The sequence below is a fragment of the Lutimaribacter pacificus genome (genome assembly GCF_900142185.1).
In the GTDB taxonomy this organism is placed as follows: Bacteria; Pseudomonadota; Alphaproteobacteria; order Rhodobacterales; family Rhodobacteraceae; genus Lutimaribacter; species Lutimaribacter pacificus.
In genome coordinates, this window is sequence record NZ_FQZZ01000002.1 from 338,979 (window position 1) to 363,725 (window position 24,747).

A 24,747-nucleotide genomic window follows, 5' to 3' on the forward strand; every position below is an offset into this window, starting at 1 on the left:
AGCGGTTCGTGGGGCCGCGATCAGTCGCGCGGCGGGATCGTCAGGCCGCGCTGCACGGCGGGACGGTCGAGAAAGCGATCCAGATAGGCCACGGTGCGCGGGTGATCCGCCCAGCCCACCACCTCACGCCCTTCGTAGAAATCGAGCGCGCGCAGCCATGGGGCCAGCGCGATATCGGCGATGGAATAGTCGCCGGCGATCCAGTCCTGCCCTTCGAGCGCGGTTTCGACCACACCGAGAAGGCGGCGCGCCTCGTTTATGTAACGCTCGCGCGGGCGGGGGTCTTCGATATCGCTGCCGGCGAACTTGTAGAAAAAACCAAGCTGCCCGAACATCGGCCCCACGCCGCCCATCTGGAACATCAGCCACTGGATCGCATGGTAGCGCCCCGCCGGATCGGCGGGCAGGAACTGCCCGGTCTTTTCGGCGAGGTAGATCAGGATCGCGCCGCTTTCGAACAGCGCCAGCGGCTGCCCGCCGGGGCCGTTCGGGTCGATGATCGCGGGGATCTTGTTGTTGGGGTTGAGCGACAGGAACTCGGGGCTTTTCACGTCCGCATCCGACAGCGTGATCTTGTGCACCTCGTAGGGCAGGCCGGTTTCCTCGAGCATGATCGACGCCTTGACGCCGTTGGGCGTCGGAAAGGAATAAAGCTGCAGCCGGTCGGGGTGTTTGGGCGGCCAGCGGCGGGTGATCGGGAAATCGTCTGGAAAGGTCATGAAGGGCCTCGGAGTGGTTTACGGGAAACCTAGGCCGAATTTCCCCTGACAAAAAGCCGGTATTTTTCCGACAAATCGCGCTAAGGTTAACCGGGGCGCGGCAAGCGGCCCCGGAACATGATATATAAAGGACGAGGGACACATGTTTCAGGAGTTCAAGGATTTCATTGCCAAGGGCAATGTGATGGACATGGCGGTCGGTATCATCATCGGCGCGGCCTTTACCGCCATCGTCACCTCGCTTGTGGGTGACCTGATCAACCCGATCATCGGGCTGTTCACCGGCGGGCTGGATTTCACCAACAATTACGTCGTTCTGGCCGGCGAAGTGCCCGAAGGGGCCAGCCTGGAAGCCGCGCGCGAGGCAGGCGCGGCGGTGTTCGCCTATGGCGCCTTCCTGATGGCGGTCGTCAACTTCCTGATCATTGCCTTCGTGGTCTTCATGCTGGTGCGCTATGTCAACAAGGTGAAGGATGCCGCCGCCCGGGAAGAAGAGGCCCCGGCCGAAGAGGCGCCGGCGGGCCCGAGCGAGCTGGATATCCTGGTGGAAATCCGCGACGCGCTGAAGAAGTAACAACGCGCTTATGCGCAACGGAAAGGCCCGCGGCAACGTGGGCCTTTTGCTTGCGATCCCGGCGCCGGTCTGGCAGTCGCTGGGAGGACGCGAACAGGAGGTATTCAAATGCAGGGTATTATCGAAGAACTGGGCGCCTATGCGCCGCTCGTCATCAACGCGGTCAAGGCGCTGGTCGTTCTGGTGGTCGGCTGGATGGTCGCCGGGATGGTCAGCGGCATGGTGCGAAAGCGCGTGAACGCGACGCCGCGGATCGACCCGACGCTGGGCAATTTCGCCGCCTCGATCGTCAAGTGGGTGATTCTGCTGATGGTGCTGGTGGCCGTTCTGGGGCTGTTCGGGATCGAGGCCACGTCGCTTGTCGCGGTGCTGGGCGCGGCGACTCTGGCCATCGGCCTGGCGCTGCAGGGCACGCTGAGCGATCTGGCCGCCGGGGTCATGCTGATCCTGTTCCGCCCCTACAAGCTGGGCGATTTCGTCGATATCGGCGGCACCTCGGGGACGGTGAAGGACATCAACCTGTTCGTGACCGAGCTTGTGACGCCCGACAACGTGCAGATCATCGTGCCGAACGGGCAGGCCTGGGGCGCGATCATCACCAATTTCTCGGCCCATGACACGCGGCGCGTGGACCTGGTGTTCGGCATCGACTATGGCGACGATGCGGACAAGGCGATGGATATCATCGTGGAACTGGCGCAGGCCGACGGGCGCGTGCATGACGATCCGGCGCCCTGGGTGCGGGTGACGAACCTGGGCGACAGCAGCGTCGATCTGACCGCGCGGCTGTGGGTCGATGCGGCCGATTACTGGGAGGTGAAGTTCGCCCTGACCAAGGCGGTCAAGGAAGCGTTCGACGCGCGCGGCATCAGCATCCCCTATCCGCACTCGGTCGAGATACAAAAGGCCGGCTGAATACCGTCAGGCGGGGCGGTCGGCAAGGATGCGGCCCGCCAGCACCCCGGCCCAGAGCGCATAGAGCTGCGGGCCGGGGTGAAACCCGTCCCCGGCCATCATCGCGGGATCGAGCGTCTGGTCGAACGGAACGTGATGCAGGTCGGGCTGCCCGGCGGCCATCGCGGCCAGGCCGGCATCCAGCCTGCGCGCCTCGCCGCCCATCACCCATTTCAGGCTGGCCGGCAGCAGCGGAAACCGGCCCATCGGCGGCAGGCCCGAGGCATAGATCGCGCGGGTGCCGAACTTGTGCCGCAGCAGCTCGTGCAGCGCCCGCTGGCGGCGCAGCCACAGCCGGAGCGGCAGGCCGCGCGCCACGTCGTTCACGCCAAGCGCCAACACCGCCACGTCGAACCGCGCGGGCGGCAAGGCGTGCAGGCGGGCAAGGCAGGCGGCGGTGGTGTCGCCGCTATGCGCCTCGAGCCGCCAGGTGACATGGGTGTTTTCCGACAGGCGGGCGACCAGTTGCCCGCTCAGCGCCTGCGATTGATGCGGTGCGCCGACGCCCGCAGCGGAACTGTCACCGGCGATCAGCAGCGACAGCGCCGGCCCGGTGCCCGCCGCGCCGTGGCGCGGCCCCGGCGGTTCGGGCAGGCGCAGCGCGCGCCGGCGCAGGGCAAGCCCCTGGGCCAGCAGAACCGGGGCCAGCGCGTATTTCGCGTATCGCGTCGCCATCGGGTGCGTTCCCCGGCCGGGCGCGCTCAGCCCTTGACGACCAGTTGCGGCGAGGTGACGTCGATCCCCAGCGCCTTGCCCACCGCGTAATAGGTCAGCTTGCCCGCGTGCACGTTCAGCCCGTTCAGCAGGTGCGGATCGTCGGCGCAGGCCTGTTGCCAGCCCTTGTCGGCCAGCGCCAGCATGAAGGGCATCGTGGCGTTCCCCAGCGCGATGGTCGAGGTGCGCGCCACCGCGCCGGGCATGTTGGCCACGCAGTAATGCACGATCCCGTCGACCTCGTAGACCGGGTCCTGGTGGGTGGTCGGCCGCGAGGTTTCGAAACAGCCACCCTGGTCGATGGCGACATCCACCAGCACCGATCCGGGCTTCATCAGCGCAAGCTGGTCGCGCGTCACCAGCTTGGGCGCGGCGGCGCCGGGGATCAGCACGGCGCCGACCACCATGTCGGCGCGCGCCAGCAACTCGGCAATGGCGGCCTGATCGGAGTATTGCGTGGTCAGGCGGCCCATGAACACGTCGTCCAGGTAGGACAGGCGCGGCACCGAGCGGTCGAGCACGGTCACGTTCGCGCCCATGCCGCTGGCGACGCGCGCCGCAGCGGTGCCGACGACACCGCCGCCGATGATCACCACGTTGGCAGGGCGCACGCCGGGCACCCCACCCATGAGCACACCGCTGCCGCCATTGGCCTTTTGCAGCGCCCAGGCACCGCATTGCGGGGCCAGCCGCCCGGCGACCTCGGACATCGGCGCCAGCAGCGGCAGGCCGCCACGGTCGTCGGTCACGGTTTCATAGGCGATCGCGGTGCAGCCCGATGCCAGCAGGTCATGCGTCTGCTCGGGGTCGGGGGCAAGGTGGAGATAGGTGAACAGCACCTGCCCCTCGCGCAGCATCTTGCGCTCGGGCGCCTGGGGTTCCTTGACCTTGACGATCATGTCGGCGGTGGCGAACACCTCTTGCGCGGTATCGGCGATGCGCGCGCCGGCATCGGTGTAATCCGTATCCTCGAAACCCGCGCCGCGCCCGGCGCCGGTTTCGATCAGAACCTCGTGGCCATGTGCCACCGCCTCGCGCGCGGCATTGGGGGTCATGCCGACGCGGAATTCCTGCGGCTTGATCTCTTTCGGGCAACCGATTTTCATGTGCGGCCTCCTTCCTTGCCCCTGAGCATATCTGACAGAATGTCGCGGTTCACGCGCAATGGGTTTGAAATTCAGGTCGCATCGCAACCTGTTTTGTGAATAATCTTCGACAAAATAGAGTAATGAGCGAAGGAAACGCCGGAAATGACGCTGGACCCGACCGATCGGCGAATTCTCTCAGTCCTCCAGAAACGCGGCCGCATCTCGAACGCCGAGCTGTCCGAGGCGGTGAACCTGTCGCCCTCGGCCTGCCACCGGCGGGTGCAGCGGCTCGAATCCGAGGGGTATATCCGCGATTATGTCGCCCTGCTGAACGCGCGCAAGATGGGGGTGGCCAGCATTGTCTATGTCGAGATCACGCTGCGCGGGCAAACCGACGATATCCTCGATGCGTTCGAAAAGGCGGTGGCGCGTATCCCCAACGTGCAGGAATGTCACCTGATGGCGGGCACGGCGGATTACATCCTGAAAGTGGTGGCCGAGAATACCGACGATTTCGCCCGCATCCACCGCCAGCACCTGTCGCGCCTGCCCGGCGTGACGCAGATGCAATCCAGCTTTGCCCTGCGCACGGTGATCAGCACCACGGCGCTGCCGGTGTAACCGCTAAAATCCCGTTCATTTTCCCCCGTCGCGTTTGGTTCGGGTTAACGGCTGGCGGTGTTCATTCCACGCCATAGGGGTGTGGATCATGGCGTTCAGTATTTTTGCAGCGGGCAATAAATTTGCGACCGCAACCGGGGCGAACATAAACAGCGGCGGCAATACGTCGGGTTTCGATTATCCCCTGTCGGCGTGGCAGGGCCTTGTGATTACCGCGAAGGACGGGGATGCCGATCCGCGCCGGTTCGACATCGGCGATACCTACGATCTGCGGCTTGAGGGTGCGGATGGCACCCTGTCGATCGCCAACGCGACCGTCATCCGCTCGGACGCACCGCCGCCCGCAGATGGCTGCGGCGCTGTGATGTTCGAGGGGCAGGACCAGGACGGCAACCCGGTTCAGGTCATCTGGACGCCGGGCTTCGATATCGACGGCTGGTATTCCGACAACTTTGTCGGAAGCACCCCGCCGCGTTTCTATTCGACCGATCAGGATGCGGCCTATACCCACGAATTCGTCTGTTTCGCCGCCGAAACGCGGATTGACACCCCGCTGGGCGCGCGCGTTGTGGCCGATATCCGCCCCGGCGACGCGGTGACGACCGTCGACCATGGTGCCCGGCCGGTCGCATGGGTTGGACAGCGCAGCGTGGCCGGGCGCGGTGCCAATGCCCCGGTCGAGATCGCGGCGGGCGTTCTGGGCAACACCGCGCCGCTGCGCCTGTCGCAGCAACACATGGTGCTGTGGCGTTCGGCGCGGGCCGAGCTGCTGTTCGCCGCGCCCGAGGTTTTGATCCCGGTCCGGGCGCTGATCGACGGCAGGGCGGTGCGGCTGCGCCCCTGCGCGCGGGTGACCTATGTCCACCTGATGCTGGCAGACCACGAATTGCTGCTGGCCGAGGGCGCGGCCTGCGAAAGCCTGATGCATGTGCCGCCCTGGGTCACCCCGGACGGGCCGGAGCGGACGCCGCAGCGCACCGCGCGCCCGGTCCTGACCTATCGTGAGGCCTGCATTCTGACCGGGGCCGGCGCCCTGCGGCACGGTGCGCGGCTGGCCATGCTGTAGATTGCACTTGCCCGCGCTTTCCCCCAGATTGCCGCAAGCAAAGGGGGGAGTAAGCGGATGGAGCATGATTACATCATCGTCGGGGCAGGCAGCGCGGGCTGTGTTCTGGCCAAGCGGTTGTCTGAAGCAGGCCATTCCGTGCTGCTGCTCGAAGCGGGGGGCAAGGACAATTACCATTGGGTGCATATCCCGATGGGGTATCTCTATTGCATCGGCAACCCCCGCACCGACTGGTGTTTCCGCACCGTTGAGGAACCGGGCCTGAACGGCCGCGCGCTGCTCTATCCGCGGGGCAAGGTGTTGGGGGGATGCTCGTCGATCAACGGGATGCTCTACCTGCGCGGGCAGGCGGCGGATTACGACGGCTGGCGGCAGATGGGCAATACCGGCTGGGGTTGGGACGATGTGCTGCCCTATTTCAAACGGTCCGAGGATTTCGTCGAAGGCCCCAGCGACATGCATGGCGCGGGCGGCGAATGGCGGGTCGAGAACCAGCGCCTGCATTGGGATCTTCTGGATGACTGGATGGCCGCCGCCGCGAACTGGGGTCTGCCCGAGGTCAGCGATTTCAACACCGGCAATAACGAGGGCGTCGGGTATTTCCGCGTCAACCAGCGGTCGGGCTGGCGGATGAACACGGCCAAGGCATTCCTGCGCACGGCCGATACCGACAAGCTGCAGGTTCTGACCAAGGCCCATACCCGCCGCGTGATCCTGCGCGATGGCCGCGCCGTGGGGGTCGAGTTCGAACGCGGCGGCACCGTGCAGCGCGCGACCGCGCGGGCCGAGGTGATCCTGAGCGCGGGCGCGATCGGCAGCCCGCAGATCCTGCAACTGTCGGGGATCGGGCCGGGCGACCTGCTGCAACGCCACGGGATCGGGGTGCAGCATGACGTGGCGGGGATCGGGGCGAACCTGCAGGATCACCTGCAACTGCGCTGCGCCTGGCGGCTGGCGCAGGGCAAGACGCTGAACACCCTGGCCAACAGCCTGTGGGGCAAGGCGATGATCGGGCTGGAATACGCGCTGAAACGGTCGGGGCCGATGTCGATGGCGCCGAGCCAGCTGGGCGCCTTCAGCCGCTCGCGCTCCGAACTGGACACGCCGGACCTGGAATATCACGTGCAACCGCTGTCGCTGGGTGCGTTCGGCGAGCCGCTGCACGATTTCCCGGCGATCACCGCCAGCGTCTGCAACCTGCGCCCCGAAAGCCGTGGCGTGGTCGAAATCGCCAGTGCCAACCCGCATGACGCGCCGCGCATCGCGCCGAACTACCTGTCGACCGAGGGCGACAGGCAGGTGGCGGTCGCGGCGATCCGGCAGGCGCGCGCGATCATGGCGCAACCGGCGATGGGCAAATACCAGCCGCAAGAGATCAAGCCCGGCATCGACAGCGACGATGCGGGCGACCTGGTGCGCGCCGCGGGCGATATCGGCACCACGATCTTTCACCCGGTCGGCACCGTGCGCATGGGGTCGGACAAGGCCGCGCCGCTCGATCCGCAGCTTCGGATGCGGGCGGTGGCGGGGCTGCGCGTCGTGGATGCCAGCGTGATGCCCACGATCACCAGCGGCAATACCAACTCGCCCACCATCATGATCGCCGAGAAAGCCGCCGACATGATCCTCGGGCGGGGGGCGTGATGCCGGATGTGGCGATCCCCTATTTCTCGGGTCGCGGGCATACAAGGCGGCTGGCCGACGAGGTCGCGGTCGCGCTGGGCGACAACGGCTGCAACGCGCGGCTTATCGACGTTGCGCGGATGACCGGCACGGACTGGCAGGCATTGGATGCGGCGGACGCGATCGTCATGGGCTCGCCCACCTACATGGGCAGCGCAGCGGCGGGGTTCAAAACCTTCATGGATGCCACGGGCGACCTCTGGGCCGAACAACGCTGGGCCGACAAGCTGGCCGCCGGATTCACGGTGGCGATCTTTCCCGGCGGCGACAAGCTGGTGACATTGCAACAGATGTTCACATTCGCCATGCAGCACGGCATGGTCTGGGTCGGGCAGGACCAGATCGGTGCGCCGGTGTCACCCGAGAACCCCGATATCAACCAGAGTGGTGTGTGGCTGGGGCTGGGGGCGGTGTCGGACCGCGACAAGACGCAACTGATCCCGCCGGGCGACCTGGAAACCGCCCGGCGTTTCGGGGCGCGCATCGCCCGTGCCGCAAGGCGCTGGGCCGATCAGGAAGAAGGGAGATACGATCATGCATAAGGGTGGATGCGAATGCGGGGCGGTGCGTTTCGTGATCGACGCACCGCTGTCGCCGCCGGTGGCCTGCCATTGCAGCCAGTGCCGCCGGACATCGGGCCATGTCTGGGCCGGCACGCTGGTTGATGACGCCGCGCTGACGATCGCGGACGAGGAGGCGCTGCGCTGGTATCGCTCGTCCGGGTTCGCGCAGCGCGGCTTTTGCGGCACCTGCGGGTCCAGCCTGTTCTACCGCATGGATGGCGAGGGCAAGACATCGGTCGCGGCGGGGGCGCTGGACACCCCCACCGGCACGCGGCTGGCCAAGCATATCTTCGTCGAGGACAAGTCCGATTATTACGACATCGCCGACGGACTGCCGGCGCTGGATCGGTTCTGATGCTGGCCACCCTTGCCGCGATGGAGCCCGCGACGGTCGTCACCTTCCTGCTGGCGGGGGTCATGCTGAACCTCACGCCGGGGGCGGACGTGATGTTCGCCATGGCCAGCGGCGCGCAGGGCGGGCCGCGCGCGGGGATGGCGGCGGCACTGGGCGTGGCGCTGGGATCGGTGCTGCATGTGACGCTGGCGGTGCTGGGCGTTTCGGCGGCGATCCTGGCCATCCCCCATGCCCATGACGCGATCCGCTATCTTGGCGCGGCCTATCTTTTTTGGCTGGCGGTCAAGGCGTGGCGCGCGCCGCCGCCCGATCCGCGACAGGGTGCCGCGCGCACCGGCCGCGCGGTCTGGCGCGGGTTCGTCACCAACGCGCTGAACCCCAAGGTGGCGCTGTTCATCATGGCCTTCCTGCCGCAATTCACCGACCCCGCCATCGGCCCGGTCTGGCAGCAGATGGCCGTTCTGGGCGCGATGTTCACCCTGACCGGTCTGGCGATCACCGGCGCCTATGGCGCGGGCGCGGGGTGGTTGGGCACGGCCGTGGGCCGTGCCTCGGGCGTGATGGGCAAGCTATCGGCGCTGGTCTTTGGCGCGCTGGCCGCCCGGATCGTGATGGACTGAGGCTTGCGAGCCTCAGATCACCTTGACGATCTGCTTGCCCTTGTTCCTGCCCTGAAGCAGACCGATGAAGGCCCCCGGCGCGTTTTCCAGCCCGTCGGCGATATCCTCGGCGTATTTCACCTGGCCCGACCCCACCATCGGCGCGACTTCGTTCATGAACTCGGCGAAACGGTCCCAGTAATCCGCGATGATGAAGCCCTGCACGCGCAGGCGATTGACCAGGATCGAGCGCCAGAATTTCGGCAACTGATCCGTTTCGCCGCCCGCATTGGCGCCGAGCGCGCCGGCATTGTACCAGCTTATCACGCCGCAGACCGGTATCCGCCCGTCCACGTTCATCAGCGGCATCACGCCTTCCAGAACCTTGCCGCCGACATTCTCGAAATAGATGTCGATGCCGTCGGGGCAAACCTCGGCCAGCGCCGCGCGCATTTCGCGGCCATCGGCATAGGCGCGGTGATCGAGGCAGGCGTCGAAACCGAACTGCTCCACCGCCATCGCGCATTTCTCGGGCCCGCCGGCAACGCCCACGACACGGCAGCCGCGCGCCTTGGCGATCTGCCCGACCATCGAGCCCACCGCCCCGGTCGCGGCGGCCACGACAAGGGTTTCGCCCGCCTTCGGCTGGCCGATCTCGGTCAGGCCGAACCAGCCGGTGAAACCGGGCATACCCAGCACACCCAGCGCCGTGGTGATCGGTGCCAGTGACGGGTCGAGCTTGCGGAGCATGTCACCGGGCTGCACGCCATGCGTGGCCCAGCCGAACATGCCGAGGACGAAATCGCCGGGGCCGAAATTCGGGTGGTTCGAGGCGATGACCTCGCCCACGCCGCCGCCCTCCATCGTGCCGCCGACCGGCACCGGCTTGGCATAGGATTTCGCGTCGTCCATACGCCCCCGCATATAGGGGTCGAGCGACATGTAATGCACCCGCACCAGAACCTCGCCCTCGCCGGGCGTGGGAACGGGGCTTTCCTCCAGCCGGAAATTGTCCTCGGTCGGTGCGCCGCCGGGGCGGTGGGCCAGAACGATATGCTTCATTGTGTCGGTCATTATATTCCTCCTTTTTGTGTCAGCCACGCCCGCGATAGCGGAACACGCCGGTGGCCGTGGCGATCAGTTCGCCCGTGTTGTCGGTGATCTGGGCGCGCGCGAAGAAGGTCTTGCGCCCGCCGCCCGTGCGGAACCCTTCGGCGATCAGCAGATCGCCCCTGGCCTGCGACAGGAAATTCGTGGTCATGGACAGCGTCATCGTCTGCTGCGGTGCATCCCGGTCGCCGGTATAGGCGCCGGAAAACCCCATTGCGGTGTCCAGCATCATCGCGTGAACGCCGCCATGCACTATGCCGAACCGATTGCCCAGATGCGGAGTGATCGGCAGCTCCAGCCGCGCGTAATCCTCGCGCCAGTCCACGATGTAAAATCCCAGATGCGCCTGCAGGGGATAGGGCGGTTCGATCAGGTCGGGGTTCATCTGCACCTCAGACATCTTTGGCCGCCTTCAGCCCGGCCTCGGCGAAACCCGGAACGAACGATCCCAGCCGTCTTGCCCGCTCGGGGTTCGAGGCGTTGCCGTCCAGCGCGCGTTTCAGCACGCCCTGCAGGATCGCGCCCATGCGGAAACAGTTGAAGGCAAGGTAAAAGCCGAAGCGGTCTATGCCGGCGATGCCGCGGCGGCGGCAATAGGCGGCGATGAATTCCTCGTCGGTCATCAGGCCCTGCGCGTGGCGGTCGACACCGGCAAGCCCGCGACCCTCGTTGCCGGGGGGCATACCCCATTGCATGATGACCGCGCCCAGATCGGCATAGGGGTGGCCGGTGGTCGACAGCTCCCAGTCCAGCACGGCGGCACAGCGGGGGCTGTCGCTGGCGAACAGCAGGTTGTCCAGGCGGTAATCGCCATGCACCAGCGTGCGCTGGCCGTCATCCTCGGGCAGGTTCGCCTCAAGCCAGGCGATCAGCTCCTCCATGGGGGCGATGGCCTGGGTTTCCGAGGCGCGGTACTGCTTGGTCCAGCGGCCCAGCTGGCGGGCAAAGTAATTGCCCTCGGGGCCGTAATCGTCCAGCCCGGTGGCGCCGAGGTCGGTGTTGTGGATCGCGGTCAGCACCCTGTTCATCTCGTCCATGATCGGGCGCCGCTCGTCATGCGTCAGGCCGGGCAGGCGCGGGTCGTCGAAATGCCGGCCCTGCACGTGATCCATCACGTAGAACATGGACCCGATCACGCTGTCGTCGTCGCACAGCACATGCATCTTCGCCACCGGCACATCGGTGCCTGCCAGCGCGCGCTGCACGCGGAATTCACGATCGACCGCGTGGGCGGATTTCAGCAACTGCCCCGGCGGCTTGCGGCGCAGAACGTAGCGCGCCCTGGGCGTTTTCAGCAGGAATGTCGGGTTCGATTGCCCGCCGGGAAACTTCTCGGCCTCAAGCGGGCCTTCGAAGCCTTCCATGTTCGCCGACAGCCATCCGGCGACGGCCTCGGTATCCAGTTGCGCGGCGGCGTTGGGTGCCTCGGTCATGTGCGTCCTCCCTCAGCTGTAGGTCAGCAGCTCTTTTTCATTGGCCGCCGTGATATGGGGCGTTTCGTTGAAGCCGTGGAAATAGAATGCCCCGCGCGGCGAATAGACAAAGCGCGAGACCCCGCAATTGCGGGTCTGAAGCTGAAGCTCGATCTGTTGCCCCGGCGGGGTGCCCAGCGTGGTGGCCACAAGCTGCCCGATGGGCCCGCCCGAACTGACTGCCAGAACCTGGCGCGCATCGGGTTTCACCAGCGTGGCGCGGGCCGAGTCGACGCGGGCGGTAAACTCTTCCCATGTCTCGGGCGGGGTGTCGATCTCGCCGCGTTGCCAGGCCAGCACGGTGTCGCGCAGGGTGCGGAAATGGCTTTTGCGCTCGGTATGCATGTTCTCGGGCGCGGGGGTGTTGCGAAAGCGGGCGTTCAGCAGGCCGGTGAAATCGAACTCGTTCAGGCCGTCGTGAATCTCGGGCTCCAGCGACATGCCCAACCCGGCAAGGATACCGTCCAGCGTTTCACGGTGCCGCCGCAAAGAGCCGATCACCACCGCGTCCGGGCGCAGGCCTCGTTCGGCCAGCGCCTCACCCAGGGCGCGCGACTGGCGGTGGCCCAGCTCGGACAGCCGGTCGTAATCCGCCGTGCCGAAACTGGCCTGCGCGTGGCGTATGACGAACAGCTCAGCCATTGACGATCTTGCGCATTTCGGCCTTGGCATCGGCATATTGCGCCGCCAGCGTGTCGATCAGCCGGGCGGCGGGCTGCACCGTCCTGATCGCGCCGATGCCCTGACCCGATCCCCAGATTTCCTTCCAGCTTTTGGGTTTTTCCCTGTTCTCGCCGAAATTCATCTTCGACGGGTCCGAGCGTTCAAGGTTGTCGGGGTCCATCCCCGCCCGCGCGATCGAGGGCTTGAGGTAATTGCCATGCACCCCGGTAAAGAGGTTGGAGTAAACGATATCCTCGGCCCCGTGGCCTACGATCATCTGCTTGTAGTCGGGCACGGCATTCGCCTCGTCCGTGGCGATGAAGGGGCTGCCGATATAGGCCAGGTCCGCGCCCATCGCCTGCGCCGCCAGGATCGAGCGGCCATTGGCGATCGCGCCCGACAGCAGCAGCGGCCCGTCGAACCATTCGCGGATCTCGCTGACCAGCGCAAAGGGCGATTGCGCGCCGGCATGCCCGCCCGCGCCCGCCGCCACGGCGATCAGCCCGTCGGCGCCCTTTTCGATGGCCTTTCTGGCGAAGGTGTTGTTGATGATGTCGTGCAGGGTGATGCCGCCGCAATCATGCGCGGCCTCGTTCACCTCGACCCGCGCGCCAAGCGAGGTGATCCAGATCGGCACCTTCCACCTGTGGCAGATTTCCAGGTCCCGCTCCAGCCGCGCGTTCGAGCGGTGGACGATCTGGTTGACGGCAAAGGGTGCCGCCGGATTGTCCGGGTTGGCCTGGTTGTGGCGGTCCAGTTCCTCGGTGATCCGCTTGAGCCATGCCTCCAGCATGATCGGCTCGCCTTCCTTTTCGCGCGCGTTGAGCGCGGGAAAGGCGCCGACGATCCCCGCCTTGCATTGCGCGATCACCAGATCGGGGTTCGAGATGATGAACAGCGGCGATCCCACCACGGGGATGCGCAGGTTCTGCAGGATGGGGGGCAGCGCCATATGCGATTTACCTTTATCAGTCTTTGTCAGCAAGGCGGCCGGGCTGACGCCCGGCCTGCAACGGAAAATGTAGGGCGGGCCCTGGCCCGCCATGGCTTACAGAACTTCGAACAGGCCCGCAGCGCCCATGCCGCCACCGACGCACATGGTGCAGACGACATATTTCGCGCCCCTGCGCTTGCCCTCGATCAGGGCGTGGCCGACCATGCGCGCGCCCGACATGCCATAGGGATGGCCGATCGAGATCGCGCCGCCATCGACGTTCAGTATCTCGTCCGGGATGCCCAGAACGCGCTGGGATTGCAAGACCTGGCTGGCAAATGCCTCGTTAAGTTCCCACAGCCCGATATCGTCCATCGTCAGCCCGTGCGCCTTCAGCAGCTTCGGCACGGCATAGATCGGACCGATGCCCATCTCGTCGGGTTCGCAGCCCGCCGCCATGACGCCGACATAGCGGCCCAGCGGCTGCAGCCCGCGGCGCTCGGCCTCTTTCGCCTCCATGATGACGGCGGCCGAGGCCCCGTCGGACAGCTGGCTGGCATTGCCTGCGGTGATGTATTTCCCCTCGGCGACGGTCTGGCCGTTGGCGAATACAGGCTTGAGCCCCTGCAGGTTTTCCAGCGTGGTGCCGGGGCGGTTGCCCTCGTCCTTGTCCAGCGTGACCTCCTTGAACGAAACCTCCTTGGTTTCGCGATCCATCACGCCCATCGTGGTGGTCAGGGGCACGATCTCGTCGTCGAATTTGCCGGCCTCCTGCGCGGCGGCGGTGCGTTGCTGGGATTGCAGCGCATAGGCATCCTGATCCTCGCGGCTGACGCCGTAACGCTCGGCCACGATCTCGGCGGTTTCCAGCATCGACATGTAAAGCTCGGGCTTGTGCGCCTTGATCCAGTCGTCGGCCAGCCAGTCCTTGCGCATCTTGTCGTTCTGCACAAGGCTGATCGATTCCACCCCGCCGCCGATGCAGACATCCATGCCGTCATGGATCACCTGCTTGGCCGCCGTTGCGATGGCCATCATGCCGCTGGCGCATTGCCGGTCCAGCGACATGCCCGCCACGCTGACCGGCAGGCCCGCGCGGATCGCCGCCTGGCGGCCGATATTGCCGCCGGTACTGCCCTGCTGGATCGCCGCCCCGACGATGCAGTCCGAGATTTCCGATCCGTCCAGCCCCGCGCGCCTGACCGCGTGGGTCACGGCATGGCCGATAAGCTCCTGCGCCGAGGTGTTGTTGAACGCGCCGCGATAGGCTTTGCCGATCGGGGTGCGGGCGGTGGATACGATAAGAGCGTCACGCATGATCTGTGGTCCTTTCAGGGTTTAGTCGTCCCACGGCATCGGCAGGCCACGGGCCTCGGCCGCCATGCGGACATATTTGCGGGTCTGGTTGAAGGCGCCGGGCATTTCCTGCTGGCCCTGCGCGTCGCGGATGCGGGCCATGCCGGCCATCACGCCTTCGGGGCTCAGATCGTCGCCCTGCAGCGCCACGCCCTGCGTCTCGTATATCTTGGTTTCGGCGAAGCAGCCCGCACCGGCACCCAGGATCATGCGCGTCGGCGCATCCTCGGCCACCAGCGCCAGCAGGCCGGGGGTGATGGTTTCGGGTTGCAGCAGATCCAGCGTTTCGGGCGGCAGCAGATCCTCGGTCATGCGCGTGGCGGCGGTGGGAACCAGCATGTTGACGCGGATATTCGCGCGCGCGCCCTCCTGCGCCAGCACGTTCATCAGCCCCAGCAACGCCGTCTTGGCCGCGCCATAGTTCGATTGCCCGAAATTGCCGTAAAGCCCGCTGCCCGACGAGGTAAAGACGATGCGGCCATACTCCCGCTCGATCATGTGCCGCCACAGCGCATGGGTGCAGTTGACCGCGCCCATCAGGTGCACGTCCACGACCTTGCGGAAATCGTCCAGCGTCATCTTGGCGAATGTCTTGTCGCGCAGGATGCCGGCATTATTGACCAGGATATCGACATGGCCGAACTCGGCCACCGCCGCGTCCACCATCGCCTGCACCTGTTCGGGGTCGGTCACGTCCGCGCCGTCAGCGATGGCGCGGCCGCCGGCCTCGCGGATTTCGCCGACCACCGCGCGCGCCGCCTCGGAACTGGTGCCGATGCCGTCGGTGCCCGCGCCCAGATCGTTGACCACGACGCTGGCGCCACGCGCCGCCAGCCCCAGCGCATGTGCCCGGCCCAGCCCCACGCCCGCGCCGGTGACGATGGCCACGCGATTGTCGAACCTGATACGGCTCATGCGCTTTCCTCCAGGTAGCGCCGGCCGATCCACTCGGCGACCAGCGCGGGTTTCTCCTGCCCCTCGATCTCGACCGTCACGTCCATCACGATGGTCACGAAACCGGGCTGCACATCCACCTCTTTCATGTGAAAGACGCCGCGAATCCGCGCGCCCGCCCGCACCGGCGAGACAAAGCGCACCTTCTCGAACCCGTAATTCACCCCCATCGCCACCTTTTCCAGCGCCGGCATCTGGTAAAGCATCGCCGACAGCATCGACAGCGTCAGGAACCCGTGCGCGATGGTGCCGCCAAAGGGCGTCTGCGCGGCCTTTTCCGGGTCGATATGGATGAACTGCCAGTCGTTCGTGCATTCGGCGAAGGCGTCGATACGCTTCTGGTCGATCTTGATCCAGTCCGAGATGCCATAGGGCCCGCCCTCAAGCGCCTTGAGTTCCTGCACAGTGATCTTGTCGGCCATCGTCACAGATCCTGATTGAAAATCGTGCCGGGGGCCTTGGATTGCATCCCGCCGGACAGCGGAATGATGGCGCCCGAAATATAAGACGCCCCGCGCCCGCACAGGAACTGCACGGTGCCGGCGATATCCTCGTCGCGGCCCACGCGGCCCAGCGGCACGCCCTTGGCGGCCTCGGCCTGGCCTTCCTCGCTGCCGATGGCAAAGGCGGTCATCTTCGACACGAAGGGCCCCGGCGCGATGGCGTTGACGGTGATGTGGCGCGGCGCGAGGTCGTTCGACAGCACGCGCGTCATGTGATGCACCGCGCCCTTCGACACGGCATAGGAATAGGTGGCGGTGCCCTTGGGAACGTCGCCCATCACGCTGCCCACGTTGATGATGCGCGCCGGGTCGTCCGCGGTGGCCGCGGCTTCGAGCATCGGGATCAGCATCTGCGTCAGGTGGAACATGCCCGTCACGTTCAGCGACAACAGCTTTTCCCAGGCCGAATAGGGATGCTCGCCCAAAGGCGCGCCCCAGGTGCGGCCCGCGTTGTTCATCAGGATGTTCAGCCGGTCGGTGCGTGTCTTCACCTCGGCCACCACCGCCTCGACTCCGGCCTCGGTGCTGACATCGCCGCCGAACCCCTCGACCGTGCCGGGCAGGCCCATCGCGTTGATCCCGGCCGCCACGGCCGCGCAGGCGTCGGCCTTGCGGCTGCAGATCAGCACCCGCGCGCCGGCGGCGGCCAGCCCTTCGGCCGCCATGCGCCCGATACCGGACGAGCCGCCGGTGACCAGCGCCACCTTGCCGGTCAGGTCGTTCAGGTTGGCCGGTGTCATCTGCATTTCCATTCCTCCCCCGGACTCCGCGCGGCTATTCATCCCGGCGCGGTTGTATCGCCATTTTGCAATGCGAAATAATATTCCACTAGATACCCAAGCAAACCCATCTTGCGGCACGGGTCAAGCGGCGGACCCCGTAACGCTGCGGTAAGGTCCGTCAGCGCAGGTCGGGCAGCTTGTAATCGGCGAATTGCTGGCGCAGCGTCAGTTTCGATACCTTGCCGGTGGCCGTCAGCGGCAGCGCGTCGGTCCAGATCACGTCGTCGGGCAATTGCCATTTGGCGAAATGTTCCGACATGTGCCGGTGCAGGTCGTCCAGCGAGGGCTTGTCCCCCTCTGCGGCGACCGCGACAAGAACCGGGCGCTCGTCCCATTTCGGATGCGGCATGGCGATGGCGGCGCAACTGGCGATGCCCGGATGCGACATGGCGGCGTTCTCGAGGTCGATCGAGGATATCCACTCGCCCCCCGACTTGATCAGGTCCTTGGACCGGTCCTGGATGTTCAGGATGCCGTTCTCGTCGATCGAGGCGATGTCGCCGGTGCCGAACCAGCCCTCGGCGTCCATGGCCTTTGCCGACGCCTCCTCATTCTTGAAATAGCCCGACACGATCGAGTTGCCGCGCACGAAAAGCTCGCCCACCGCCTTGCCGTCATGGGGCTGGCGCTGGCCGTCATCCCCCACGATCTTGAGGTCCACGCCAAAGGCGCGGCGGCCCTGCTGCGCCTTCATGTCGATCATCCGGTCGAACGGCAGGTCCTTGATCCATTTCGGCATGTTGCCATGGGTGCCGATCGGACTCATTTCCGTCATGCCCCAGGCGTGGCCGACATGAACGCCCATCTTTTCGAAGGTTTCGATCATCTTGCGCGGCGCGGCCGAGCCGCCCACCACGACATCCGAAAACCCCTCGGGCTTGCGCCCCTGTTTCTGAATCTCGCCCAGCAGGCCCATCCAGACGGTCGGCACGCCCCAGGCGGAAAAGACGCCTTCGCTGTCCATCAGCCGGAACAGGTTTTCGCCATCCAGCGCGCCGCCCGGCATCACCAAGGAATGCCCCAGCAGGGGCGAGGCATAGGGGATGCCCCATGCGTTGACATGGAACAGCGGCACCACCGGCAGCACCTTGGCCTCCTGCGGGATCGAACTGCCCATGATCAGCCCCAGCATCAGCGCGTGCAGCACGGTCGAGCGGTGGGAATAAAGCGCGCCCTTGGGATTGCCCGTTGTCCCCGAGGTATAGCACAGCGCCGCAGCGGTGGTTTCGTCGAATTCCGGCCAGTCGAAGCTGTCGGGCTGCTCGGCCAGCAGATCCTCGTAACACAGCGCGTCGAACCCGTTTTCCGGCATATGCGCGCGGTCGGTCATGACGACATAGCGCAGGTCCGGCGGAAGCTGGTCCTTCACCCCCTCGATGATCGGCACGAAGGTAGTGTCCAGGAACAGCACCTTATCCTCGGCATGGTTCACGATATAGATCAGCTGCTCGGCCGACAGGCGCGGGTTGATCGTGTGACAGACCGCGCCCTGGCCCGAGATGGCATAGTAAAGCTCGAAATGGCGATAGCCGTTCCAGGCCAGCGTCGCCACCCGGTCGCCCGGCTCCACGCCTATCCCCTTCAGCGCATTGGCCAGCCGGTAGACGCGCTTCAGCGTTTCGGGATAGGTCTGGCGGTGAATGTCCCCCTCGGTGCGGACCGATACGATCTCGCATCTGGGATGCGCTTCGGCTGCGTATTCCAGGATGTCGCTGATCAGCAGCGGACGGTGCTGCATCATGCCCTTCATGGCATATCCTCCCTTTGCTCCCTGTTGCGGCCGAGATTAGCGCCGTGCGCAGGATTGCCAAACAGAAAACCGGGGCTTTCCTGCCCTGTTCCCCTGGGGTTTTTCCGCAGACCGAAATTCCGTTGCGTCACTTGCGCCGCCGCCCCCCGCCGAGTTGAGCCCGGCAGGGTGCTGGCCTAGCCTCTGAGGAAACCAGTGACGCGAGAGAGAGGGGAAAACCGCCATGAAAGCCATCATCTGCAACGAGTTCGCACCGCTCGAAAACCTCGAATACGGCGACATGCCCGACCCGCAGGCCGGGGACGACCGGGTGGTGATCCGGGTCGAGGCTGCCGGCGTGAACTACCCCGACGGGTTGCTGGTGCAGGGCCTGTATCAGAGCCGCCCCGAACACCCCTTCGTGCCGGGGATGGAGGCCGCCGGCGTGGTCGAGTCGGTCGGCCCCGGGGTGGCGGGCCTGCACCCCGGCGACCGGGTGGCGACGATCTGCGGGCTGGGCGGATATGCCGAAAAGGTCACCGCGCCGGAGGCCCGCGTCTTTCCCATCGGCGACATGGACGCGGCCGAGGCCTGCGCGCTTCTGGTGGCCTTCGGCACCTCGCACCACGCGCTGAAACAGCGCGCGCGGCTGAAAAAGGGCGAAACGCTCGTCGTGCTGGGGGCGGCGGGCGCCACCGGCATCGCCGCGATCCAGATCGGCCGGATCATGGGCGCGCGGGTGATCGCCGTCGCCTCGACCGAAGAAAAGCGCGCGATCTGCACCGAGAACGGCGCGGATGCGGCGATCGGGTATGACGACCTCAAGGACCGGATCAAGGAACTGACCGGCGGTAAGGGCGCCGACGTGGTGTACGATCCGGTGGGCGGCGCGGCCTTCGACGCCTGTTCGCGTGCGATGGCGCGGAACGGGCGGCTGCTGGTGATCGGGTTTGCCAGCGGCGAGATCCCGAAGCTGCCGGTCAACCTGGCGCTGGTCAAGGAATACAGCGTCGTCGGTGTGTTCTGGGGCAATTTCACCCGCGCCGAACCGCAGGTTTATGCCGGGAACATGGCCGAGCTGCTGGGCTGGTACCGGCAGGGCCTTGTCACGCCGCTGATCGAGGGGCGCTATCCGCTCAAGGACGCGGCGGCGGTGCTGGCACGCGTGCTGGGCCGGGGTGCCGTGGGCAAGATCGCCCTGATCCCCTGACCCCGTGTCACTCGCGGATATGCTTGACCGTGTTGACCAGGTGCAGCAGCTTCGGGCCCAGTTCGTTCTCCAGCCGCTCGGGCGACAGGACATAGGCCGGGCCGCCCAGGTTGAAGGCCAGCGGCGGGACATCCCCCTGGGGTGACGGGAACGGCACGGAGACCGAGTTGATATCGCTCTGCCACTGGCCGGTATTGCAGTAAAAGCCGCGCGTGCGGATCTGTTCCGCCGCCTCGTCGATCTCGGCGCGCAGGCGCGGCCAGCGGTCGGGGCCCACGCGCTCGGCCAGGCGGGTCATCAGCTCGGCGCGTTCCTCGGGGGCGGCCACCGCCAGGTAGGCCCGCCCCATCGCCGAACGGCCCAGCGAAATCCGCGATCCCACGTTGAGTTGCAGCGAGATCATCCCGCGTGCCGCCCGCGCCGCCGCGATATAGGTCATCGTCAGGTCGTCGCGCCCGCCAAGCCCCACCAGCACACCGTCGCCGCATTCGTCGGCCAGTTGCTGCATCAGCGGCTGCGCGGCCTCGCGCACCTTGATGCCGCCAAGGCAGGCATAGCCCAGCCCCAGTACCGGCACGCCCATGCGATAGCGCCCGGTCGCGTCGTCATAGGTCAGGAAACCCAGCTTGAGCAGCGTGTAGGTCAGCCGCGACACGGTCGAATTCGGCAGGCCGGTGCGCGCCGCCAGTTCGCGGTTGCCCAATCCCATCCGGTCGTCCGGGGTGAAGGCGCGCAGGATGTCCAGCCCGCGTTGCAGTGCCGTGACGAACTGGCGGTCGCCATTCTCGCCATCGGGCTTTTCTGCCTGGTCCTGTATCCGCTTTCTCACATTCACCTTCCCGTCCAATGGGCTGCGTGCCCTTACTGCAATGGCTTTGCCGTGGTCAAGCCGCGCCCGCCTTTTGCGCCTCGCGTTCCGCCAGCTTGCGCCACAGCACCTTGCCGCTGCCCGATTTCGGCAGGGCATCGGCGAATTCGACCGATGTCGGGCATTTGTAGGCCGCCATTTCCGACCTGCACCAGTCGATCACCGCCTGTTCCGTCAACCGGCCGCGGGCGGCATCCTGCGGCACCACCACCGCCTTGACGGTCTCGCCCCGGCGCGGGTCGCGCGTGCCGATGATGCAGACCTCGGCGATGTCGGGATGGTGGTGCATCAGCGCCTCGACCTCGGCAGGCCATACCTTGAATCCGCTGGCGTTGATCATCCGCTTCACCCGGTCGACCATGTAGAAATAGCCCTGCGGGTCGATATAGCCCAGATCGCCGGTGCGGAAGAACCGTTTGCCGTCCATCTCGAAAAACGACTTTTCGGTTTCGTCGGGGCGGCCCCAATAGCCCAGGAACACCTGCGGGCCGTTGGTGACGATCTCGCCCACCTCGCCCTGCGGCAGTTCACGCATGGTTTCGGGGTCTACCACGCGGCTGTCCACGTCGAAGACCGGAATGCCCAGGCATTGCCGCCGTGGGGCGGTGACGGGGTTGATATGGGTGGCGGCCATCGTTTCGCTCAGGCCGTAGCCTTCGATGTAATCCAGCCCGGTCAGGTCGTGCAGTTTCTTCGCGATGGCCTCGGGCATGGCCGCGCCGCCGCCGCCGATGGCGGTCAGGCTGGACAGGTCGTAACTGCCGGAATTGGGTGAATTCACCAGGTCGATCGCCATGGTCGAGATCGAGCGCCAGCGCGTGACCTTGTGACGCGCGATCAGCGTGGCGGCGGCGTCGCGGTTCCACCGCGTCATCAGGACGATGGCGCTGCCCGCGATGATCGGGCCGTTCATGCAGGCCTGCATACCCGTGACATGAAACAGCGGCAGCACCGCAAGGCTGACATCTGTTTCATCCGAGGGGTTCCAGGCAACGCCGCCCCATGCGGTCACGTTCACGGTGAAATGGCTGTGCATACAGCCCTTTGGCTGCCCGGTCGTGCCCGAGCTGTAAGGGATCACCGCCAGGTCGTCGCGCGTGGCGCCGTGCGGGGCGGGTGGCGTGGCGCGCTCCAGCGCGTCGGCCCAGCGGATCACGCCGGGGCCTGTCGCATCGGCGGCGCGCATCGTGTCCAGGTCGCCCGGCAGCGGAATGTCGCGGTCGGGGGCGGCGGCCTCGGCATAGGTGGCGGCGATCACATGGGTCAGCAGCCCCTCTTCGACGATGGGGGCGATAAACGGCAAAAGCTCCTGCCCGGCCAGCGCCACCCGCGCGCCGGTGTCGCGCGCAAGATGCTCCAGTTCGGCATGGCGGCTCATCGGGTTGACCGGAACCACCACCGCGTCGGCGCGCAGGATGGCATAGTAGCCCACCACGAATTGCGGGCTGTTCTGCATGTAAAGCAGCACCCGGTCGCCCTTGCCGATGCCCAGTTCGTTCTGCAGGAAACCGGCCAGCCTTTCCACCTGCGCGTTCAGCCCGGCATAGCTGGTGACCGCGCCGTGATAGATCAGCGCGGGCCTGTCGCCGTGGCGCTGCGCGGTTCGGGACAGGTTGTCGTAAAGTGTCCCGTCGGGCCATGTGACCGTTTCGGGTATGCCCTTTGGCCAGACCTGCATGTGCAGACGATTCATCATGCACGGCCCCGCGCATGCCTGCGACACCGGATTGCGTGTATGCCTTGCCGCCTCACGGTCTCGACTCCTCCCTGTTTTTTCGGCGAAACTGGCATAACCGGGAGGGCCTGTCCATATTTTCGGAATTATTTTCCGCAGACCGGGATGCTTGCGGGGCCGACCGCGGCAGGATAGGAGAGGCGCAAATCGCCCCGTCGGAGTATCGCACGCCATGTCCCCTGACCGCCCGATCAAGATCGCCCCGTCGATCCTGTCTGCCGATTTCGCCAATTTTGGCAAGGAAATTCAAGCAGTTGAAGCGCAGGGCGCCGACTGGATACATGTCGACGTGATGGACGGGCATTTCGTGCCCAACCTGACCTTCGGTCCGCCGCTGTGCAAGGCGATCCGCCCGTATATCCAGACGGTGATGGACGTGCACCTGATGATTTCGCCGGTCGATCCCTATATCGACGCCTTCGCCGAGGCGGGTGCCGACATCCTGACTGCGCATCTTGAGGCCGGGCCGCATATCCACCGCACGTTGCAGGCGATCCGCGGCGCGGGTTGCAAGGCCGGGCTGGCGCTGAACCCCGGAACGGGGATCGAGGACGTGACCTATCTTCTTGATATGGTTGATCTTGTCTGCGTCATGACGGTGAATCCCGGCTTTGGCGGGCAGAAGTTCATCCACAGCCAGATCGACAAGGTCAAACGCCTGCGCGAGATGATCGGCGACCGCCCGATCCATATCGAGATCGACGGCGGGATCACCCCGGAAACCGCACCGCTGATGGTTGCGGCCGGGGCGGATGTGCTGGTGGCGGGATCGGCGGTGTTCAAGGGCGGGTCGGTGGAAAACCCCGCGCCCTATGGCGAGAATATCCGGGCGATCCGGGCGGCTGCCGAAGCGGCCTGATATATTCAGGACATCGTTAAATATGCAAACATCGCGCGGTTCGGCCCCGAAACCGCGCGGTTTTCGCGCCGGTCAGGGCCGGCCTGTCTGCACCGCGCGGACCGGCCGCTGAAGGACAAGCGACCCGATCCCCGACGCGGCGATCACGGCCAGCCCGATCAGCGACCAGGCATCCGGCCAGTCGCCGAAAACCAGCACCCCCAGAACCGTGGCCGAGATCAGCTGGCTGTAGACCAGCGGCGCGATCAGGCTGGCCTCGGCCCGGCGGTTGGCGAGGACCAGCAGGAAGTTTCCCACCGCCGATCCCGCCGCGCTGAGCAGGACCAGGAACGACAGGCGCAGGTCGACCGGGGGCACCTCGGCCATCGCCGCCAGCGGTGCCAGCGCGACAGTGCCGATCAGCAGTTGCGAGATCAGCAGGAAACGCGGCCGGAAATCGCCCGCCACCACGCGGGTCATCACCAGGTATGCGCCGTAGAACGTGCCCGCCAGGAGTGCGAAACCGATCCCCGGCGTCGCGCCGAAGCCGGGTTTCACGACCAGCATCACCCCCAGGAACCCAAGCCCCAGCAGCAGCCCGCGCAGCGCCGAGGGGCGTTCGCGCAGGAACAGCACGGCCAGCACGTAGGATACCACCGGCCCGATGAAGAACGCGCCGAACACGTTGGCGATGGGCTCGGTTTTCAATGCGGTCAGGATCGAGGATATCCCGCAGGCGATGAACAGCCCGCGGATCAGCACGCGCCGGTCCAGAAGGTCGGGCAGTTCGGCGCGGCACAACCCGCTGAAGGGCAGCAGCGCCAGCGCGGCAAGGGCAAAGCGCGACCACGCCACCAGGAACGGATCGACCCCGCCCGAGGTCAGCAGCTTGCCCGCCGTGTCGCCCAGCACCACAAGGCTGACGGCGGCGAAGACAAGACCGATGAGGCGCAGGAGATCGGGCAGGGGCAAGGCGGGCTCCGGGGGCTGGTACGGGCCAGCTATGGCGGGCCGGAGCGTGAGGGGCAAGGGGGAACGCGCCTTTCAGCCGTGCCGCCGCCTGAGCAGGGTCCAGGCGCGCAGGTCGGCAAAGGCCCGGGCGGTGGCGGCAAGCACAAGCAGGCACAGCGCCCATTTCGAGAGCGTGCCCATCGTCCCCTCGACCAGTATCGCGTGAACGATGCTGCCGATGACGATGACTAAGGTCAGCGACAGGTGCGCCCGCCGCCAGACGCGCGGGCGGAGGTGCAGGCGCCTGCGCAGCGCCGCCAGTATCGCCGCGAAAAGGATCGCCCACATGGCCACCACGCCCCAGGCGGAAAACGGCGTTGGTGAGGTGAACAGCAGCGCATCCACCACGTCGGGCGGGCTGGTCAGCCACAGCCCGCCGACATGGGCAAGCACAAGCACGACCAGCGCGGCCCCGGTCCAGCGGTGGATGCGCCGCCCACGCGGCGCGGGCAGGCCGGGCAGGCGGCCCGCCGCCAGCAGCGGCTGGGCAAGGATGACGGTCAGCGCCACGATCCCGGCGAACCCGGCGGCGATATAGACGGGCTGGCGCCAGGCCAGCAACGGGCTGGCCGCGGCAATGGCGACGGGCAGGATGACGGCGGCGGCGAAACCGGCCCAGAGCAGGATCGCGCGCGCCCGGCCCATG

27 protein-coding genes are annotated in these 24,747 nt (G+C 66.3%); 10 read left to right on the plus strand and 17 right to left on the minus strand.

Annotated elements, in window-relative coordinates:
• Positions 1-20 precede the first annotated feature (20 nt).
• Positions 21-719 carry a glutathione S-transferase family protein gene (locus tag F3H87_RS07660; RefSeq protein WP_149787989.1) on the minus strand — a complete coding sequence of 233 codons (699 nt, stop codon included), beginning with the start codon at positions 717-719 and terminating at the stop codon, positions 21-23.
• A 142-nt stretch (positions 720-861) separates the two neighbouring features.
• Between F3H87_RS07660 and mscL the strand changes: the two genes are divergently transcribed.
• Both mscL and F3H87_RS07670 read left to right on the plus strand, forming a co-directional pair.
• Positions 862-1,293, plus strand: coding sequence for a large conductance mechanosensitive channel protein MscL (gene mscL / locus F3H87_RS07665; RefSeq protein ID WP_149787990.1), 432 nt, complete (start codon positions 862-864; stop codon positions 1,291-1,293).
• Between the two features lie 108 nt (positions 1,294-1,401).
• On the plus strand, positions 1,402-2,208 hold the full coding sequence (locus F3H87_RS07670) for a mechanosensitive ion channel family protein (protein WP_149787991.1): 807 nt from the start codon (positions 1,402-1,404) through the stop codon (positions 2,206-2,208).
• 6 nt (positions 2,209-2,214) lie between these two features.
• On the opposite strand, the gene F3H87_RS07675 is transcribed toward F3H87_RS07670, so the two are convergent.
• Both F3H87_RS07675 and ald read right to left on the minus strand, forming a co-directional pair.
• Entirely contained in the window at positions 2,215-2,922 is a 708-nt protein-coding gene (locus F3H87_RS07675) for an SGNH/GDSL hydrolase family protein (protein WP_149787992.1), read from the minus strand.
• A gap of 26 nt (positions 2,923-2,948) precedes the next feature.
• Complete coding sequence (ald, locus tag F3H87_RS07680) at positions 2,949-4,067, minus strand: alanine dehydrogenase (protein WP_149787993.1); 1,119 nt, start codon at positions 4,065-4,067, stop codon at positions 2,949-2,951.
• Positions 4,068-4,211: 144 nt separating this feature from the next.
• Here ald and F3H87_RS07685 point away from each other — a divergent pair, with 144 nt between their 5' ends.
• The 6 genes from F3H87_RS07685 (at position 4,212) to F3H87_RS07710 (ending at position 8,957) form a co-directional block, all read left to right on the plus strand.
• Complete coding sequence (locus F3H87_RS07685; protein WP_149787994.1) at positions 4,212-4,670, plus strand: Lrp/AsnC family transcriptional regulator; 459 nt, start codon at positions 4,212-4,214, stop codon at positions 4,668-4,670.
• An 88-nt stretch (positions 4,671-4,758) separates the two neighbouring features.
• Entirely contained in the window at positions 4,759-5,736 is a 978-nt protein-coding gene (locus F3H87_RS07690) for a Hint domain-containing protein (protein WP_149787995.1), read from the plus strand.
• Positions 5,737-5,793: 57 nt separating this feature from the next.
• The gene (locus F3H87_RS07695) at positions 5,794-7,380 is read left to right on the plus strand and encodes a GMC family oxidoreductase (protein ID WP_149787996.1); all 1,587 of its coding nucleotides are present in this window, start codon (positions 5,794-5,796) and stop codon (positions 7,378-7,380) included.
• Complete coding sequence (locus F3H87_RS07700) at positions 7,380-7,961, plus strand: flavodoxin family protein (RefSeq protein ID WP_149787997.1); 582 nt, start codon at positions 7,380-7,382, stop codon at positions 7,959-7,961. The genes F3H87_RS07695 and F3H87_RS07700 overlap by 1 nt, the downstream gene beginning before the upstream one ends.
• Positions 7,954-8,337, plus strand: a complete 384-nt coding sequence (locus F3H87_RS07705) for a GFA family protein (protein WP_149787998.1) — start codon at positions 7,954-7,956, stop codon at positions 8,335-8,337. Before F3H87_RS07700 ends, F3H87_RS07705 begins: the two co-directional genes overlap by 8 nt.
• Positions 8,337-8,957 carry a LysE family translocator gene (locus F3H87_RS07710; protein WP_149787999.1) on the plus strand — a complete coding sequence of 207 codons (621 nt, stop codon included), beginning with the start codon at positions 8,337-8,339 and terminating at the stop codon, positions 8,955-8,957. The genes F3H87_RS07705 and F3H87_RS07710 overlap by 1 nt, the downstream gene beginning before the upstream one ends.
• A gap of 12 nt (positions 8,958-8,969) precedes the next feature.
• Here F3H87_RS07710 and F3H87_RS07715 read toward each other — a convergent pair whose 3' ends face one another.
• The 10 genes from F3H87_RS07715 to F3H87_RS07760 all read right to left on the minus strand — a co-directional run bounded on the left by F3H87_RS07715 (position 8,970) and on the right by F3H87_RS07760 (position 18,460).
• Positions 8,970-10,010, minus strand: coding sequence for an NADP-dependent oxidoreductase (locus tag F3H87_RS07715; RefSeq protein ID WP_149788000.1), 1,041 nt, complete (start codon positions 10,008-10,010; stop codon positions 8,970-8,972).
• A gap of 19 nt (positions 10,011-10,029) precedes the next feature.
• Positions 10,030-10,446 carry a PaaI family thioesterase gene (locus F3H87_RS07720; protein ID WP_188129195.1) on the minus strand — a complete coding sequence of 139 codons (417 nt, stop codon included), beginning with the start codon at positions 10,444-10,446 and terminating at the stop codon, positions 10,030-10,032.
• Positions 10,439-11,479, minus strand: coding sequence for a phosphotransferase family protein (locus F3H87_RS07725; protein ID WP_149788001.1), 1,041 nt, complete (start codon positions 11,477-11,479; stop codon positions 10,439-10,441). Before F3H87_RS07725 ends, F3H87_RS07720 begins: the two co-directional genes overlap by 8 nt.
• 12 nt (positions 11,480-11,491) lie before the next feature.
• Positions 11,492-12,160 (minus strand): histidine phosphatase family protein, encoded by a 669-nt coding sequence (locus tag F3H87_RS07730; protein ID WP_149788002.1) that lies wholly within the window; start codon positions 12,158-12,160, stop codon positions 11,492-11,494.
• Complete coding sequence (locus F3H87_RS07735; protein WP_149788003.1) at positions 12,153-13,133, minus strand: NAD(P)H-dependent flavin oxidoreductase; 981 nt, start codon at positions 13,131-13,133, stop codon at positions 12,153-12,155. Before F3H87_RS07735 ends, F3H87_RS07730 begins: the two co-directional genes overlap by 8 nt.
• Before the next feature lie 96 nt (positions 13,134-13,229).
• Positions 13,230-14,432, minus strand: a complete 1,203-nt coding sequence (locus F3H87_RS07740) for an acetyl-CoA C-acyltransferase (RefSeq protein WP_149788004.1) — start codon at positions 14,430-14,432, stop codon at positions 13,230-13,232.
• Between the two features lie 21 nt (positions 14,433-14,453).
• Positions 14,454-15,386 carry an SDR family NAD(P)-dependent oxidoreductase gene (locus F3H87_RS07745; RefSeq protein ID WP_149788005.1) on the minus strand — a complete coding sequence of 311 codons (933 nt, stop codon included), beginning with the start codon at positions 15,384-15,386 and terminating at the stop codon, positions 14,454-14,456.
• Positions 15,383-15,847 (minus strand): MaoC family dehydratase, encoded by a 465-nt coding sequence (locus F3H87_RS07750; protein WP_149788006.1) that lies wholly within the window; start codon positions 15,845-15,847, stop codon positions 15,383-15,385. Before F3H87_RS07750 ends, F3H87_RS07745 begins: the two co-directional genes overlap by 4 nt.
• 2 nt (positions 15,848-15,849) lie before the next feature.
• Positions 15,850-16,668, minus strand: a complete 819-nt coding sequence (locus F3H87_RS07755) for an SDR family NAD(P)-dependent oxidoreductase (RefSeq protein ID WP_188129200.1) — start codon at positions 16,666-16,668, stop codon at positions 15,850-15,852.
• 160 nt (positions 16,669-16,828) lie between these two features.
• Positions 16,829-18,460: a long-chain-fatty-acid--CoA ligase gene (locus tag F3H87_RS07760; RefSeq protein ID WP_149788008.1), complete on the minus strand. Its 1,632-nt coding sequence runs from the start codon at positions 18,458-18,460 to the stop codon at positions 16,829-16,831.
• A gap of 223 nt (positions 18,461-18,683) precedes the next feature.
• Here F3H87_RS07760 and F3H87_RS07765 point away from each other — a divergent pair, with 223 nt between their 5' ends.
• Positions 18,684-19,649 (plus strand): NADPH:quinone oxidoreductase family protein, encoded by a 966-nt coding sequence (locus F3H87_RS07765; RefSeq protein ID WP_149788009.1) that lies wholly within the window; start codon positions 18,684-18,686, stop codon positions 19,647-19,649.
• Positions 19,650-19,656: 7 nt separating this feature from the next.
• On the opposite strand, the gene F3H87_RS07770 is transcribed toward F3H87_RS07765, so the two are convergent.
• Both F3H87_RS07770 and F3H87_RS07775 read right to left on the minus strand, forming a co-directional pair.
• A complete protein-coding gene (locus tag F3H87_RS07770; RefSeq protein ID WP_223228006.1) occupies positions 19,657-20,478 on the minus strand; it encodes an IclR family transcriptional regulator in 822 nt (273 codons plus the stop codon).
• A gap of 55 nt (positions 20,479-20,533) precedes the next feature.
• On the minus strand, positions 20,534-22,213 hold the full coding sequence (locus F3H87_RS07775) for a long-chain-fatty-acid--CoA ligase (protein WP_149788011.1): 1,680 nt from the start codon (positions 22,211-22,213) through the stop codon (positions 20,534-20,536).
• Between the two features lie 211 nt (positions 22,214-22,424).
• Between F3H87_RS07775 and rpe the strand changes: the two genes are divergently transcribed.
• Entirely contained in the window at positions 22,425-23,111 is a 687-nt protein-coding gene (gene rpe / locus F3H87_RS07780) for a ribulose-phosphate 3-epimerase (RefSeq protein WP_149788012.1), read from the plus strand.
• A 72-nt stretch (positions 23,112-23,183) separates the two neighbouring features.
• Here rpe and F3H87_RS07785 read toward each other — a convergent pair whose 3' ends face one another.
• Both F3H87_RS07785 and F3H87_RS07790 read right to left on the minus strand, forming a co-directional pair.
• Entirely contained in the window at positions 23,184-24,062 is an 879-nt protein-coding gene (locus F3H87_RS07785; protein WP_149788013.1) for a DMT family transporter, read from the minus strand.
• 72 nt (positions 24,063-24,134) lie between these two features.
• Positions 24,135-24,746 (minus strand): ferric reductase-like transmembrane domain-containing protein, encoded by a 612-nt coding sequence (locus F3H87_RS07790; protein ID WP_149788014.1) that lies wholly within the window; start codon positions 24,744-24,746, stop codon positions 24,135-24,137.
• Position 24,747 lies beyond the last annotated feature (1 nt).

Bases quoted from the DNA above. Each gene is read 5' to 3' on its own strand.
- F3H87_RS07675 (WP_149787992.1), bottom strand. From the start codon at position 2,922: ATGGCGACGCGATACGCGAAATACGCGCTGGCCCCGGTTCTGCTGGCC.
- F3H87_RS07670 (WP_149787991.1), top strand. From the start codon at position 1,402: ATGCAGGGTATTATCGAAGAACTGGGCGCCTATGCGCCGCTCGTCATC.
- F3H87_RS07790 (WP_149788014.1), bottom strand. From the start codon at position 24,746: ATGGGCCGGGCGCGCGCGATCCTGCTCTGGGCCGGTTTCGCCGCCGCC.
- F3H87_RS07685 (WP_149787994.1), top strand. From the start codon at position 4,212: ATGACGCTGGACCCGACCGATCGGCGAATTCTCTCAGTCCTCCAGAAA.
- F3H87_RS07705 (WP_149787998.1), top strand. From the start codon at position 7,954: ATGCATAAGGGTGGATGCGAATGCGGGGCGGTGCGTTTCGTGATCGAC.
- F3H87_RS07710 (WP_149787999.1), top strand. From the start codon at position 8,337: ATGCTGGCCACCCTTGCCGCGATGGAGCCCGCGACGGTCGTCACCTTC.
- F3H87_RS07715 (WP_149788000.1), bottom strand. From the start codon at position 10,010: ATGACCGACACAATGAAGCATATCGTTCTGGCCCACCGCCCCGGCGGC.
- ald (WP_149787993.1), bottom strand. From the start codon at position 4,067: ATGAAAATCGGTTGCCCGAAAGAGATCAAGCCGCAGGAATTCCGCGTC.
- F3H87_RS07695 (WP_149787996.1), top strand. From the start codon at position 5,794: ATGGAGCATGATTACATCATCGTCGGGGCAGGCAGCGCGGGCTGTGTT.
- F3H87_RS07735 (WP_149788003.1), bottom strand. From the start codon at position 13,133: ATGGCGCTGCCCCCCATCCTGCAGAACCTGCGCATCCCCGTGGTGGGA.
- F3H87_RS07760 (WP_149788008.1), bottom strand. From the start codon at position 18,460: ATGAAGGGCATGATGCAGCACCGTCCGCTGCTGATCAGCGACATCCTG.
- F3H87_RS07690 (WP_149787995.1), top strand. From the start codon at position 4,759: ATGGCGTTCAGTATTTTTGCAGCGGGCAATAAATTTGCGACCGCAACC.
- F3H87_RS07730 (WP_149788002.1), bottom strand. From the start codon at position 12,160: ATGGCTGAGCTGTTCGTCATACGCCACGCGCAGGCCAGTTTCGGCACG.
- F3H87_RS07755 (WP_188129200.1), bottom strand. From the start codon at position 16,668: ATGACACCGGCCAACCTGAACGACCTGACCGGCAAGGTGGCGCTGGTC.
- mscL (WP_149787990.1), top strand. From the start codon at position 862: ATGTTTCAGGAGTTCAAGGATTTCATTGCCAAGGGCAATGTGATGGAC.
- F3H87_RS07775 (WP_149788011.1), bottom strand. From the start codon at position 22,213: ATGATGAATCGTCTGCACATGCAGGTCTGGCCAAAGGGCATACCCGAA.
- F3H87_RS07740 (WP_149788004.1), bottom strand. From the start codon at position 14,432: ATGCGTGACGCTCTTATCGTATCCACCGCCCGCACCCCGATCGGCAAA.
- F3H87_RS07750 (WP_149788006.1), bottom strand. From the start codon at position 15,847: ATGGCCGACAAGATCACTGTGCAGGAACTCAAGGCGCTTGAGGGCGGG.
- F3H87_RS07720 (WP_188129195.1), bottom strand. From the start codon at position 10,446: ATGTCTGAGGTGCAGATGAACCCCGACCTGATCGAACCGCCCTATCCC.
- F3H87_RS07700 (WP_149787997.1), top strand. From the start codon at position 7,380: ATGCCGGATGTGGCGATCCCCTATTTCTCGGGTCGCGGGCATACAAGG.
- F3H87_RS07660 (WP_149787989.1), bottom strand. From the start codon at position 719: ATGACCTTTCCAGACGATTTCCCGATCACCCGCCGCTGGCCGCCCAAA.
- F3H87_RS07725 (WP_149788001.1), bottom strand. From the start codon at position 11,479: ATGACCGAGGCACCCAACGCCGCCGCGCAACTGGATACCGAGGCCGTC.
- F3H87_RS07765 (WP_149788009.1), top strand. From the start codon at position 18,684: ATGAAAGCCATCATCTGCAACGAGTTCGCACCGCTCGAAAACCTCGAA.
- F3H87_RS07745 (WP_149788005.1), bottom strand. From the start codon at position 15,386: ATGAGCCGTATCAGGTTCGACAATCGCGTGGCCATCGTCACCGGCGCG.
- rpe (WP_149788012.1), top strand. From the start codon at position 22,425: ATGTCCCCTGACCGCCCGATCAAGATCGCCCCGTCGATCCTGTCTGCC.